We start from the raw sequence: 13,119 nt of genomic DNA, 5'->3' as shown, positions 1-13,119 counted from the left end.
GCGAAGGTCGACAACGATAACGCGGGGCTTCTGAGTAAACGCGGTGTCTTCACGTTTTTCGCGAGCAAGCTCGCGCCTACAAAAAGAACACAGGAACCCGCGTTATGAATCGAGTCATCAACGATCCGGACCAAGTGGTCGAGGACATGCTGCGCGGCATCCTGGTCGCGCACCCCGAACTGCGCCAGTACGAAAGCAACCCACGGGTGATCGTCAAGACCAGGCCTTCCGGGCCAGGCCGAGTCGGCATTGTCACGGGCGGAGGTTCCGGCCATGAGCCGGCGTTTCTCGGCTATGTCGGCCCCGGCCTGGTCGATGCCGTGGCCGTCGGCGAAGTGTTTTCCTCGCCCACCGCCAAGAGCTTTTTCGACGCCTTCCGCGCCGTCGACCATGGCGCCGGCGTGGCCTGCCTGTACGGCAACTATGCCGGCGACAATATGAATGTAAAGCTGGCGATGAAAATGGCCGCCAGCAAAGACATGCGTATCCGCACCGTGGTCGCCAACGACGACGTGGCTTCCGCTCCCAAGGCCGAGATCGCCAAGCGCCGTGGCGTGGCCGGGGAAATCTTCATGTGGAAGATCGGCGGTGCCGCGGCCGCCCAGCACTACGACCTGGACGGCGTGATTCGCGTCGCGCAGAAAACCGTCGACCACTGCCGCTCGATTGGCATCGGCCTCACGCCCTGCACTATTGCCGCCGTGGGCAAGCCGAACTTCCAGATCGCCGACGGCCAGATGGAATTGGGCATCGGCCATCACGGCGAACCGGGCATTGAGGTTGTCCCGATCGAATCCGCCGCCGCCATGGCCGAGCGCATGCTCGCGCCGATCCTCGCCGACCGCGACTTCAGCCAGGACGACAGCGTGGTGGTGCTGGTCTCCGGTCTCGGCGCCACGCCGGTGATGGAGCTGTATATTTTCTACGCCGAGGTGGAACGCCAACTCAACGCCAAGGGCTTGAAGATTCACCGTTGCTACGTTGGCAACTACTTCACCTCTCTGGAAATGATGGGCGTGACCCTGACCCTGCTCGGCCTCGACGCGGAGCTCAAATCCCTGATCGACCAACCCTGCCGCTCCATCGGCATGACCCAGGCGGACTGAACCATGAGCCAACATTTTTCCAGCCACGACGGCAGCGCCATCATCACCGACCTGGTCAGCGTGATCGTGGCCAACCGTGAATACCTCAGCGAAGTCGACGGCGCGATTGGCGACGGCGACCATGGCATCAACATGGCCAAGGGCTTTGCCCATTGCGGGCGCACTATCGAAGGCCGCCAACTGACCCTCGCCGAGGCCCTGGATGAACTGACCCTGAGCCTGATGGAAGGCATCGGCGGCTCCATGGGGCCGCTGTATGGCAGTCTGTTTATCGGCATGGCCGACGAAGTGCGCGGCCGTGACGACATCGACGCGGCCACCTTCGCCCATCTGCTTCGGGGCGGCTTGACCTCGTTGCAGGACATCACCGAAGCGGGCGTGGGCGACAAGTGCCTGATGGATACGTTGATCCCGGCGGTGGAAGCGTTTGAACGCGCGCACGCCTCAGGGGCGTCGTTCAACGATGCACTGGACGCGATGAAAACCGCCGCCTCCCAGGGACGCGACTCCACCAAGGACCTGGTGGCGAAGATCGGCCGCGCCAGTCGCCTGGGCGAGCGCTCACTGGGCGTGCTGGATGCTGGGGCGGTGTCGTGCTGCCTGATCCTTACGCGCCTGGCGGATTCGGTGCAGCCACGCCTGAGTGCTTGACCTGCTGGATATACCGCGCCACCGCCGGCGCTTTCTCGAAGCGCCGGTGAATCAGCGACAACCACGACGATGCATCGCTGCCCTGAATGCTGCGGTACACCACGCCCGGCAACTGCACATGCCCGACCATTGACGCGGGCACTACCGCCACGCCCTGCCCCATCGACACCAGCGCCACCACCGCGACCAGCCCGCCCGGCTGTGGCCCCAGGCGCGGGGCATAACCGCCTTGCGCGGCGACATGCAGGGTGCCGCTGATTTGCTCCGGCAAAATAAATGTCTCGTTTTGCAGGTGTTCGCAGCCAATGGCCGCGAGCCCCAACAACCAGGAATCCTGGGGCAGCGCCAAGACAAAACCTTCGCTGTCCAGACGCACCGCCTCCAGGCCCTCGGGCAAGGTCATCGGCGAGCGGATGTAGCCGATGTCGTAGCGTCCATCCGCCACCGCGCTCGGCAACGTGGCCATGGCGCATTCGCGCACAGTCACGCTCACGTCAGGAAACGCCTGGCTGAACCCCTGCATCTGCCGTTGCAACAGCCCGGAGTACACCGCCGAGGCCACATAACCCAATTCGATATGGCCGATCTCGCCACGCCCGGCACGCTGGGCATGGCGTTGCGCGAATTCGAACTGGCGCACGGTAGCTTCGGCTTCGATCAGCAAGGCCGCGCCGGCTTCGGTGAGGCTGACTTCGCGTTGCCGGCGGATAAACAGGCGAGTGCCCAGGCTGGTTTCCATGTCCTGGATCTGCCGGCTCAGGGTCGGCGGCGCGATCCCCAACTGCTCGGCGGCGCGGGTGAAGTTGCGCTGCCGGGCCACTGCAAGGAAGTAGCGAAAATGGCGGATGTCCATAACAGGATTAGCTCAAAGGTAATGAAGTGCTCCACACGGGCTAACAATCTCAGCAGCAGCCGGGGATAAGCTCGAAGCACTTCAACACTAGAGAGCCTTTACGATGTCCGTCAACCGTATTCCTCCTATTGCCTGCAAGGTAATCCAATCATGAGTCGGGTCAGCCCACGCCTGACGTTGCTGACCGCGTCCGGCGTTTGCTCGCTGATCGTGCTCGACACCAATATCGTCGCCGTGACGCTGCCTAGCATCGCTCGCGACCTGGGGGCTAACTTTGCCGATATCGAATGGGTGGTCAGCGCCTATATGCTGGCGTTTGCCGCCTTGTTGCTGCCGGCCGGGAGCGTTGCCGACCGGTTCGGGCGCAAGAAATCCCTGGTCTGGGGCCTGAGTATTTTTATCCTCGCCTCCCTCGGCTGCGGGGCGGCGCCGAGTGCGTTGTGGCTGGATATCGCCCGCGCGGTAAAGGGCGTCGGCGCAGCGCTATTGCTCACGTCAGCCCTGGCCTCCATTGGCCACACCTTCCACGATGAGGTGGAGCGGGCCAAGGCCTGGGCGTTCTGGGGTGCCTGCATGGGCGTGGCGATGACGGCCGCGCCGACCCTGGGCGGGTTGATCACCGAGTATCTGGGTTGGCGCTGGATTTTCTACCTCAACCTGCCCGTGGGCCTGGCGCTGATGGCCTTGGTACTGCGCGCGATTCCGGAATCCCGCGATACCCAATCCGCCCGCCTCGACCCGTGGGGCAGCCTGGCCTTCAGCGCGAGCCTGTTGTGCTTGATCTGGGGCCTGATCGAGGCCAACCGCATCGGTTGGGATAACCCGCTGACCTATGTGCGCCTGATCGGCGGTGCGGTGTTGCTGGCTGTATTCATAGGGGTCGAACGTGTGCAGCAACGGCCCATGGTGGACCTGCAACTGTTTCGCCACCCGCGCTTTATCGGCGCCTTGCTCGGGATGTTTGCCTATGCCGGCTGCGCCCAAGTGATGATGACGTTGCTGCCGTTCTATCTGCAGAACGGCCTGGGCTTCTCCGCGATTATCTCGGGCCTGGGCATGCTGCCGTTCGCGTTGACCATGCTGGTATGCCCACGAATCGGCGCACGCCTGTCGGCTCGCTTCGCGCCGGCAACGATGATGGCAACCGGCTTGGCCCTCGTAGGCGGCGGCAACCTTTTGAGCGCCTGGGCCGTGAATATCGGTGGTTACCTGCCCTTTGCATTGGCTATTGCGGTCACCGGGGCCGGTGCGGGTTTACTCAACGGCGATACGCAGAAAAACATCATGGCCTGCGTGCCACGGGACCGTGCAGGGATGGCCTCGGGCATGAGCACCACCATGCGGTTCAGCGCGATCATGCTGGCGATTGGTGTGTATGGGGCACTGCTGAGCAGCCACAGCGAGCAATTGTTGCGCGCAAGTATCGACCCGCAATGGCAGGCGCAGGTGGCGGGCATTGCCTCACGGGTGGTGGCCGGGGATATGCCGGCGGCAATGGGCTTGTTGCCGGAACCCGCACGGGCTGTGGTGCAACCGCTGGCGCAGCAGGCGTTTGTGGATGGGTTCAGCAGGGTGTTGTGGGTGGCAGGGTTATTGGGATTGCTCGGAGCGCTGGTGGTGGGGAGGCTGATGCGCAAGCCGATACCCACACCGAACTAATGTGGGAGGGGCTTGCCCCCTCCCACAGGTATTACCTATACCCCATGGAGGCTTACCAGAACCGTTGCTGGGTCAGGCGGCTCCACCAGGTCAGCAGCACCCGGTCTACAGAGCCGCTGGCCGCCAGGCCCACCCGCTCCTGCAGGCTTTTACGCTCGGCATAGTGCAGGTGGAAGACCTCGGCGGTCTTGGCCTTGGTGGCCAGGTATTCGTCACTGGTTTGCAGTTCGTCGACCAGTTGCTTATCCAGCGCGGCAACACCCAGCCACACTTCTCCGGTCGCTACGTCGTCAATCGCCAGCTGTGGGCGATAACGCGAGACGAAGTTCTTGAACAGCTGATGGGTAATGTCCAGGTCTTCCTGGAACTTCTCGCGGCCCTTTTCGGTGTTTTCGCCAAAGACCGTGAGGGTGCGTTTGTACTCGCCGGCGGTCAGCACTTCAAAGTCGATGTCGTGCTTTTTCAGCAGGCGGTTGACGTTGGGCAACTGCGCCACCACGCCTATGGAGCCGAGGATGGCAAACGGTGCGCTGATGATCTTCTCGCCGATGCACGCCATCATGTAGCCGCCGCTGGCCGCGACCTTGTCGATGCACACGGTCAGCGGTACGCCCGCTTGGCGGATACGCGCCAGTTGCGACGATGCCAGGCCGTAGCTGTGCACCATGCCACCGCCGCTTTCCAGGCGCAGCACCACTTCATCCTTGGGCGTGGCCAGGCTCAGCAGTGCGGTGATTTCATGGCGCAGGCTCTCGGTGGCCGAGGCCTTGATGTCGCCGTCGAAATCCAGCACGAACACCCGTGGCTTGACCTCGGGTTTCTTCTTGCCGTTCTTCTTTTCGGCTTTGCTTTCGGACTTGCGCAGGGCCTTGAGTTGCTCCTTGTCGAGCAAGCTCGACTCAAGACGCTCGCGCAGGCCTTTATAGAAGTCATTGAGCTTGCTGACCTGCAGTTGGCCGGCGGCTTTGCGGCGACCTTTACTGCGCAGTGCCGCGAAGCTGATCAAGACCACCAGAATAGCGACCACCAGGGTGACGGTCTTCGCCAGAAAGCTCGCGTATTCAGCCAAAAAATCCATGTGTCTCCTTAAAAATGCACGGCGCCAGGCGCGGATTGGCCAAGCATACCGACGGGATCGCCGGGCGACCAGTGCTCAAACCGCCAGCAGGTGCGCGCTCTAACGAGGTTTTAAAACAAGCGTATGTTTTTTCATTGACAGCTCCCTGGCATCCTCATAACCTCGCCAGACTTTCAACGTACCGGGAAAACGGACGTGGGCAGCATCTATTTGATTCGACATGGCCAGGCCTCCTTCGGTGCAGACGACTATGACGTGCTGTCGCCCGTCGGCGTGGAACAAGCGCAAGTGCTCGGCCGCCACCTGGCGGATATGGGCCTGGTGTTCGACCGCTGCATAGCCGGCGACCTGCGCCGCCAGCAACACACGGCCACTGCCGCCTTCGATCAATACAACACCCTCGGCCTGCCTGTTCCTGCATTGGAAACCGACAGCGCGTTCAACGAATTCGACGCCGACGCGATCATCCGCGCCCTGCTCCCCGACCTGCTCACCACCGAGCCCGAAGCCCTGGACATCCTGCGCAACGCCGCGCAAAACCGCAGCGAGTTCCAACGCATCTTCGCTCTGATCATCGAGCGCTGGCTGGCCGGCACCTATGACACGCCAGGGCTGGAAAGCTGGCTGGGCTTCGTGGAGCGCGTCCAGGGTGGCCTGCAACGCATTCTTGACGCGGCAGACAACACGCAGAAGATCGCCGTGTTCACCTCCGGCGGCACCATCACTGCCCTGCTCCACCTGATTACCCGGATGCCTGCCGCCCAGGCCTTCGAACTGAACTGGCAAATTGTTAACACCTCGCTCAACCAGCTGAAATTCCGCGGTCGCGAGGTGGCACTGGCTTCCTTCAACAGTCACACCCACTTGCAACTGTTGAAGGCGCCGCAACTCATCACCTTCCGATGAAGTGCGGCCAACCGTGACCCCAAGGTCACTGGACTCACCATAAAAGGATCGAAACCATGACTGACGTAGCCAAAGCTGTAGAAGCAATGAAAGCCAAATTCAACCCAAGCGCTGCTGAAGGCTTGGACCTGGTGTTCGGTTTCCGTATCGACGACACCAAGAACTTTTCCCTGGTGGTCAAAGACAAGACCTGCGAACTGCAAGAAGGCGAAAACCCGGACGCCCAGGTAACTCTGGTCATGGACAGCGAGACCCTGGAAGGCATCGTCGACGGCTCCACTGACGGCATGCAGGCCTTCATGGGCGGCAAGCTGCGCACCGAAGGTGACATGATGCTGGCCATGAAGCTGAGCGAACTGTTCCCTTCCTGATTCACGGGCAACCCTGAATCTCTGTGGGAGGGGGCTTGCCCCCGATGGCGGTTTGTCAGTCGCGTCATCAGTTGACTGGCCCACCGCTATCGGGGGCAAGCCCCCTCCCACATTTGGGCTGTAGCAGCAACGCCACCAACGCACTCCACCCTGTCTGGTGTGATGCCCCCAACCCCCGCCCCGTCTCGCCATGAAAATACTCATGGAACAACACCAAATCCCGACTGGCCGGGTCCGCCTCCAACTGCGCATACCCCGCCATCGACGGTCGTGAACCGTTTTCATCCCGCAGAAACAAGCGGGTCAACCGCTGGCTGAGGCTGTCGGCCACGTCCTCCAGCGATGCCAGATACCCGCTGCCCGTCGGGTATTCCACCGAGAAGTTGTCCGCGTAATAGCGGTGAAATTCCCGCAGCGATTCAATCAGCATGTAGTTCACCGGCATCCACAACGGCCCGCGCCAGTTGGAGTTGCCGCCGTACAAGCGCGAGTCGGATTCCCCCGGCTGGTAACGGGCGCACAGGGTGTCGCCATTCATCTTCAGCGCCAGGGGCTGCTCGGCGAACGCCTTGGACAGGGAACGCACGCCAAAGGCCGAGAGAAACTCGTCATCATCGAGCATGCGCCGCAGCAGATCCTTGGTGCGCTCGCCACGCAACAGCGCGAGTAACAGGCGATTGCCCTGCCCCGGTTCGTTCCAGCGCGACACCAGCTTGGCCAGGTCCGGCCGGTGATGCATGAAACCCAACAGCCGTTCACGCAACCCCGCCAGCCCTTCGTGTTCGCGCTGTTCCAGCACCAGCACGGCAAACAACGGCATCAGGCCGACGATGGAGCGCAGGCGCACCGGCTCGTTCTGGCCGTCGGGACGGTGCAGTACGTCATAGAAGAACAGGTCCTGCTCGTCCCACAGGCCTTCGGCGCTGTCGTCGACACGGTTGATGGCGCCGGCGATGTACAGGAAGTGCTCGAAAAACTTCACCGCAATATCGACGTACACGGCATTGCGCTTGGCCAGCTCCAGGCCGATGCGCATCAAGTCCAGCGCATACGCCGCCACCCAGGCGGTGCCGTCGGCCTGATCGAGCTGATAACCCGGCGGCAAGGCGGCCGAACGGTCGAACAAGGCGATATTGTCCAGCCCCAGGAAACCGCCCTGGAACAGGTTGCGGCCTTCAGCGTCCTTGCGGTTGACCCACCAGGAAAAATTCAGCAGCAGCTTATGGAAGATCCGCTCAAGGAAATCCAGATCGCCCACACCGGTCAGCGCCTTGTCCTGCTGATACACGCGCCAGGTTGCCCAGGCATGCACCGGTGGGTTGGCGTCGTCGAAACGCCACTCGTAGGCCGGCAGTTGGCCGTTGGGGTGCATGAAGCGGTCCTTCACCAGCAACAACAACTGTTGCTTGGCATACCCAGGATCCATCAGTGCAAACGCCACCGCCTGGAAACCCTGGTCCCAGGAGGCGTACCACGGGTATTCCCAGGTGTCGGGCATGGAGAGGATGTCGAAGTTGGACAGGTGTCGCCAGTGGGTATTGCGGATATGCAGGCGCTCGGGCGGTGGCGCGGGCTGGGCCGGGTCGCCGTCGAGCCACTGGTTCACATCGAAATAATACAACTGCTTGGACCACAGCAAGCCGGCCAGGGCCTGGCGCTGCACATTGCGCGCGTCGTCATCGGCGAGGCCTTGCTGCAAGGCGGCGTAGAAGTCATCGGTTTCCTGGCGACGCTGTTCAAACAGTTTGCGCGCACTGACCTCGGGCGCATCAACGGGCGCAAAGCGCAGGTAAAGGCTTTTGCTTTGCAGCCCCGCCAGCTCAAGGATAAAGCGCGCGGCCACCTTGGTACCGGTGTCGCGACGAATCGCAGCGTCCAGCCCTTCGACCACGTAATCGTTGATCCCGTCCTTGAACGGCCCCGCCGCCGGTTGCCCGTCGAGCAACGGGAAGTTGCTTTCGTTCTCACAGAACAGCCATTCCAGGCCCTCCTGGCCCCAGGCGCTGAGCTGCCGATCGGGCAGTTCATGATGACGGGCCAGCACGTGTTCGCCCTCCAGCCTCAACTGCGGCTTGGGCGCAGCAAAGGTCCAGCTCCAGTCATTGCGCGCCCACAGCTGCGGCAACACCTGCAGGCGCGTCGGCTGCTGCGAACGGTTGTGCACGGTGACGCGCATGAAAATATCGTCAGGCTGGTGCTTGGCGTATTCGACGCTGATATCGCAGTAGCGGTTGTCTTCGAATACGCCGGTATCGAGGATCTCGTACTCGGCATCGCCCAGCCCGCGACGGGCGTTCTCGGCGATCAGGTCGGCGTAGGGAAAGGCGGCATGGGGGTATTTGTAGAGCATGCGCATGTAGGCATGGCTGGGCACACCGTCGACGAAAAAGTACAGTTCCTTGACGTCTTCACCGTGGTTGCCCTCGGCGTTATTCAGGCCGAACAGGCGCTCCTTGAGGATCGCGTCGCGCTCGTTCCACAGGGCCAGGCCCAGGCACCAGCGTTGCGCTTTGTCGCTGAAACCGGCCAGGCCATCCTCGCCCCATCGATAGGCGCGGCTGCGCGCATGCTCATGGGGGAAGTAAGCCCAGGCGTCGCCGTCGGCGCTGTAGTCTTCGCGCACCGTGCCCCATTGGCGTTCGCTCAGGTAGGGGCCCCACTCGCGCCAACGCTCGGCATCCTGCGTCGCCAGGCGTTGGCCTTCAATCGTGTCCAGTATTCGGGTGTCGGGGGTGGCCGTCATCGGGTCCTCCATCGCCTACCAGGTGAGGAGCAGTGTAGAGCCCAATGACGCCCGGGTGCACATGAAGACTTAGAAGATGGCATACGTGTAGTTGAAGATCAGGCGGGTCTGGTCCTGGTCGGCGGTGCCGGTGTTTTTGCCGTGATAGGTACCGGTACGCAAGGTGGTACCGAAGCCTTTCAGAGGACCGGCCTGGACCACGTAGTCGAGGCGGAAGTCGGTTTCGTTTTCTTTCTGGTCAGGGCCACCGGCGACCTTCGACTTGATATCCGAACCGTCCAGGTACGCCACGGACGCTTTCAAACCCGGCACGTAGGCCTTGAAGTCATACGAGTACTGCCCGAAGTTGACCTGCTCGCCCGCCCGGGAGAATTGGCCCACCACCGCGTCGGTGAACAGGTAGAAATCGCTGCCGCCGGCACCTTGGGCGTGCGGATCGGCAAGGCTGCCCTGGTTGACCCAGACAAAGCCGCCATCGTCACCCACGCCAATGTGGCCGAGCATCAAGCTGCTGCCGCCCAGTTGGTAGGTGAACGCGGCACTGTAGGTTTTGTTGTCCACTTCGTTCGCGTGCTTGGCGTAGCCGCCGTTGTTGTTGAACTGGTAGCCACTCTCGCCATTCTTGCCGTCGCTGCTGCTGTCGAAGTAACGCAGGTCGGTCTTGAACGACTGGTCATTGCCCAGCGGCAGCACGTGGACCAGGCCGAAGTAGTTCTGTTTGTAGAAGTCCTGCAACTGAGCGTAGTAGTACTGCAACGTCAGGTTTTTCGCGATGGCGTTGTCGGACGAACCAAACGGCTTATAGTCCACCCCACCGAACTTGAAACTGTCGCTGTCGCGCGTACCGCCGGCCACGCTCAAGCCCGTGGAGTTGCTGGAGGCACGGCCTTCGACGCGGTTCAGCTCGCCGCCGGTGAAGGTGACGTTGGGAATATCGCTGGAGGTAAGGATGCCGCCATCAAAGGTTTGCGGCGCCACGCGGCTGTCGTTGGAGACCAGGATCGGCAGCACCGGCGCCAAACCACCCCCGACATGCAACTCGGTCTGGGAAATACGGAACTTCACGTTGCCGGCCGCGCGACCGAAGGCATCCGCCGGCTCGGTGCCGTTGTTCCTGGTCGGGAAGAAGCTGTTGCCATTACCCGCCAGGCCAGGGCCTGCGGCGTGACCATCGCCACCGTCCAGGCGCAGGGCGCCGAAGGCCATGACGTCGAAACCCAGGCCAACGGTGCCTTGGGTGAAACCGGATTTGTAGTCGAAACGCAGCGCGGTTGCCGCTTCGCGCAAGTCGTTGTTGGTCCCCGAGCGGTTATCCGCGCTGTAGTACATGGTCCGCGAACTGACGGACGCATGGCTGTCTTCGAGAAAGCCGCTGTGGCCATTGCCCGTGCCCAGCGAGCCGAGCCCGAAGTCATCAGCGTAAGCCTGTTGCGCAAGAACGGCGGCCGTGATCGACAACGCCAGTGTAGAAATTTTCATTAACTGCGGCCCCTGAATGTTTTTTTATCGTGCTTGGCGTGCAAACCCATTGTGGGCTCTGCAAACGTGACGATTCTTTCATGCCGGCCTGGGCGGACCTCGTGAAGCTTTCTTTAGAAAAGTGCCTGGAAAATGAAATTTCCCTGCCGCCGTTTTTTGTCATATTCACGTCATTTCATTCATTTGCAGAATGAAGTCCAGAGGATTCTTCGTTTGCACGCCCGCCCACAGCCCAACAAAATCCAGGCATAGGCCACGCCCATCTCCACCCATCTCCATCGCCATCAGGAATTTTTCTATGCACACCACCGCACATGTCAGCCCCGACGAGATCCGCAAGGGTTTTTCCAAGGCCATGTCCGACATGTACCGAGATGAAGTTCCCCTGTATGGCGCGCTGATGGAGCTGGTCGCCGAGACCAACACCCATGTACTCGACACCGAACCGGGCCTGGCGCACCAGCTGCAGCGCACCGGCGAGATCCAGCGCCTGGACATGGAACGCCATGGCGCCATCCGCCTGGGCACTGCGGCGGAACTGGCGACCATCAGCCGCCTGTTCGCGGTGATGGGCATGCAGCCGGTGGGCTACTACGACCTGACCCCCGCCGGCGTACCGGTGCACTCCACCGCCTTCCGCGCCGTGCATGAAAGCGCGCTGCAAACCAGCCCGTTTCGCGTGTTCACCTCGCTGCTGCGCCTGGAGCTGATCGAAAATCCCGAGCTGCGTGCGTTTGCCGAAACCGCCCTGGCCAAGCGTTCGATCTTCACCCCCCGCGCCCTGGCGCTGATCGAGCAATCGGAGAAAGACGGCGGCCTCACTGCTGAGGATGCCGATGAGTTTGTGCGCCAGGCCCTGGAAACCTTCCGCTGGCACCACACCGCGACCGTGACCGCCGCGCAGTACCAGCAACTCAGCGACCAGCACCGCCTGATCGCCGACGTGGTGGCCTTCAAGGGCCCGCACATCAACCATCTGACCCCGCGCACCCTGGACATCGATCAGGTCCAGGCCGCCATGCCCGGCAAGGGCATCACCCCCAAGGCCGTGATCGAAGGCCCACCCCGCCGCCAGTGCCCGATCCTGTTGCGCCAGACCAGCTTCAAGGCCCTCGACGAACCCATCGCCTTCACCGATGCCCAGGGCAGCCATAGCGCGCGCTTCGGTGAAATCGAACAGCGTGGCGTGGCGCTGACGCCCAAAGGCCGCGCGCTGTACGACCACCTGCTGAATGCTGCGCGGGACGAACTGGGCGCGTTCCCCAACGAGGGCAATGCCGCGCGTTACATGCAATTGATGGAGCAGCACTTCCAGGCCTTCCCGGATAACCACGCGCAGATGCGTGAACAGGGCCTCGCCTACTTCCGCTACTTCGCCACGGAAAAAGGCCTGGCAGCACGCGGCCAGGCCGATCAACCGCGCACGCTGGAGGCACTGGTCGCCGCCGGCCATGTGGATGTCGAACCGTTGGTGTATGAAGATTTCCTGCCGGTGAGTGCGGCGGGGATTTTCCAGTCGAACCTGGGGGACGCAGCGCAGAGTCACTACGCGGCCAATGCGAACCAGGCCGAATTCGAGAAGGCCCTGGGGCGTCAGACGATTGATGAATTGAAGTTGTATGGCGAGACGCAGCAGCGTTCGATGGATGAATGCACCCGGACACTGCTGGCGTAAAAACAGCAGGTGCCCACCCGGCTCACCGGCGCAATCCTTGCGCCGCAACAGTCCCCTGAGCCGGGTGGGCGAGCGGCATCATAGACAGTGGCGTGAATGATGCCCCTAAGACAATTCTGAATAAATACGCTGTGCTTTTTGTAGGAGCGAGCTTGCTCGCGAAAAACTTGAGAACGCCGCGTTAAATCAGAAGAGCTGCGTAATCGTTGACGTTCTTCGCGAGCAAGCTCGCTCCTACCGGTGGGTCAAGATTTTCATTTAACCCAATCGCCCCACGATCTCGTCTTTGACCAACAGCCGTTTCTTCTTCAGCTTCTCCACATCCTCATCGCTGGCTTTGGCCGATTCCGCCTTCAGCACCTCCCCGTCAGCAGCGTCGTATTGAGTGAGCAGCGAGTCCAGGCGTTTGTCGCTCGCCCTGCGTTCGTGAACGGCTTCCTTGCTCAACCCCAAATCCTGATACAGGTCGTGTTTCACTGGCATGGCGTACCTCCGCAAGTTGATCAATGGCCTACACCCTTGAAGCTAGCCCATTCCAACCGGTCTTGTCATGTTTAGGCTCAATCCATCCCCGTTCGTCGCGGCGCAGGCAATGGGA

At 61.8% G+C, this 13,119-nt stretch carries 11 protein-coding genes; 6 read left to right on the top strand and 5 right to left on the bottom strand.

From position 1 onward, the window contains the following. Positions 1–104: 104 nt before the first annotated feature. Together ACHPFG_RS13460 and dhaL are read left to right on the top strand one after the other, a co-directional pair. Complete coding sequence (locus ACHPFG_RS13460) at positions 105–1,106, top strand: dihydroxyacetone kinase subunit DhaK (protein ID WP_431703004.1); 1,002 nt, start codon at positions 105–107, stop codon at positions 1,104–1,106. Positions 1,107–1,109: 3 nt separating this feature from the next. Beyond that, positions 1,110–1,757 (top strand): dihydroxyacetone kinase subunit DhaL, encoded by a 648-nt coding sequence (gene dhaL / locus ACHPFG_RS13455; protein ID WP_431703002.1) that lies wholly within the window; start codon positions 1,110–1,112, stop codon positions 1,755–1,757. On the opposite strand, the gene ACHPFG_RS13450 is transcribed toward dhaL, so the two are convergent. Continuing rightward, entirely contained in the window at positions 1,714–2,610 is an 897-nt protein-coding gene (locus tag ACHPFG_RS13450) for a LysR family transcriptional regulator (protein WP_339452727.1), read from the bottom strand. The genes dhaL and ACHPFG_RS13450 overlap by 44 nt on opposite strands. A gap of 150 nt (positions 2,611–2,760) precedes the next feature. Here ACHPFG_RS13450 and ACHPFG_RS13445 point away from each other — a divergent pair, with 150 nt between their 5' ends. Then, positions 2,761–4,269: an MFS transporter gene (locus ACHPFG_RS13445; protein ID WP_431703000.1), complete on the top strand. Its 1,509-nt coding sequence runs from the start codon at positions 2,761–2,763 to the stop codon at positions 4,267–4,269. 52 nt (positions 4,270–4,321) lie between these two features. Here the strand turns inward: ACHPFG_RS13445 and sohB are convergent, their stop codons facing one another. Continuing rightward, complete coding sequence (sohB, locus tag ACHPFG_RS13440) at positions 4,322–5,347, bottom strand: protease SohB (RefSeq protein WP_065927176.1); 1,026 nt, start codon at positions 5,345–5,347, stop codon at positions 4,322–4,324. Between the two features lie 195 nt (positions 5,348–5,542). On the opposite strand from sohB, the gene ACHPFG_RS13435 reads away from it, so the two are divergent. Next, entirely contained in the window at positions 5,543–6,253 is a 711-nt protein-coding gene (locus ACHPFG_RS13435) for a histidine phosphatase family protein (RefSeq protein WP_431702998.1), read from the top strand. Between the two features lie 56 nt (positions 6,254–6,309). After that, positions 6,310–6,624, top strand: coding sequence for an SCP2 sterol-binding domain-containing protein (locus ACHPFG_RS13430; protein WP_005788868.1), 315 nt, complete (start codon positions 6,310–6,312; stop codon positions 6,622–6,624). A gap of 67 nt (positions 6,625–6,691) precedes the next feature. On the opposite strand, the gene ACHPFG_RS13425 is transcribed toward ACHPFG_RS13430, so the two are convergent. Together ACHPFG_RS13425 and ACHPFG_RS13420 are read right to left on the bottom strand one after the other, a co-directional pair. Beyond that, on the bottom strand, positions 6,692–9,367 hold the full coding sequence (locus tag ACHPFG_RS13425) for an MGH1-like glycoside hydrolase domain-containing protein (protein WP_431702996.1): 2,676 nt from the start codon (positions 9,365–9,367) through the stop codon (positions 6,692–6,694). Positions 9,368–9,436: 69 nt separating this feature from the next. Beyond that, the gene (locus tag ACHPFG_RS13420) at positions 9,437–10,846 is read right to left on the bottom strand and encodes an OprD family outer membrane porin (protein ID WP_145337503.1); all 1,410 of its coding nucleotides are present in this window, start codon (positions 10,844–10,846) and stop codon (positions 9,437–9,439) included. Positions 10,847–11,144: 298 nt separating this feature from the next. Between ACHPFG_RS13420 and hglS the strand changes: the two genes are divergently transcribed. Then, positions 11,145–12,521: a 2-oxoadipate dioxygenase/decarboxylase HglS gene (gene hglS, locus ACHPFG_RS13415; protein ID WP_431702993.1), complete on the top strand. Its 1,377-nt coding sequence runs from the start codon at positions 11,145–11,147 to the stop codon at positions 12,519–12,521. A gap of 258 nt (positions 12,522–12,779) precedes the next feature. On the opposite strand, the gene ACHPFG_RS13410 is transcribed toward hglS, so the two are convergent. After that, positions 12,780–13,004 carry a DUF465 domain-containing protein gene (locus tag ACHPFG_RS13410; RefSeq protein WP_053128262.1) on the bottom strand — a complete coding sequence of 75 codons (225 nt, stop codon included), beginning with the start codon at positions 13,002–13,004 and terminating at the stop codon, positions 12,780–12,782. Positions 13,005–13,119: the final 115 nt, after the last annotated feature.

The sequence above is a fragment of the Pseudomonas sp. BR20 genome (assembly GCF_050780135.1).
In the GTDB taxonomy this organism is placed as follows: Bacteria; Pseudomonadota; Gammaproteobacteria; order Pseudomonadales; family Pseudomonadaceae; genus Aquipseudomonas.
Note: the sequence above shows the minus strand (reverse complement) of the source record. Positions and strands in the feature narration are given on the sequence as shown.

Excerpts from the sequence above, each read along its gene's own strand:
- sohB (WP_065927176.1), bottom strand. The coding sequence starts at position 5,347 with ATGGATTTTTTGGCTGAATACGCGAGCTTTCTGGCGAAGACCGTCACC.
- ACHPFG_RS13450 (WP_339452727.1), bottom strand. The coding sequence starts at position 2,610 with ATGGACATCCGCCATTTTCGCTACTTCCTTGCAGTGGCCCGGCAGCGC.
- ACHPFG_RS13460 (WP_431703004.1), top strand. The coding sequence starts at position 105 with ATGAATCGAGTCATCAACGATCCGGACCAAGTGGTCGAGGACATGCTG.
- ACHPFG_RS13425 (WP_431702996.1), bottom strand. The coding sequence starts at position 9,367 with ATGACGGCCACCCCCGACACCCGAATACTGGACACGATTGAAGGCCAA.
- hglS (WP_431702993.1), top strand. The coding sequence starts at position 11,145 with ATGCACACCACCGCACATGTCAGCCCCGACGAGATCCGCAAGGGTTTT.
- ACHPFG_RS13410 (WP_053128262.1), bottom strand. The coding sequence starts at position 13,004 with ATGCCAGTGAAACACGACCTGTATCAGGATTTGGGGTTGAGCAAGGAA.
- dhaL (WP_431703002.1), top strand. The coding sequence starts at position 1,110 with ATGAGCCAACATTTTTCCAGCCACGACGGCAGCGCCATCATCACCGAC.
- ACHPFG_RS13445 (WP_431703000.1), top strand. The coding sequence starts at position 2,761 with ATGAGTCGGGTCAGCCCACGCCTGACGTTGCTGACCGCGTCCGGCGTT.
- ACHPFG_RS13430 (WP_005788868.1), top strand. The coding sequence starts at position 6,310 with ATGACTGACGTAGCCAAAGCTGTAGAAGCAATGAAAGCCAAATTCAAC.
- ACHPFG_RS13420 (WP_145337503.1), bottom strand. The coding sequence starts at position 10,846 with ATGAAAATTTCTACACTGGCGTTGTCGATCACGGCCGCCGTTCTTGCG.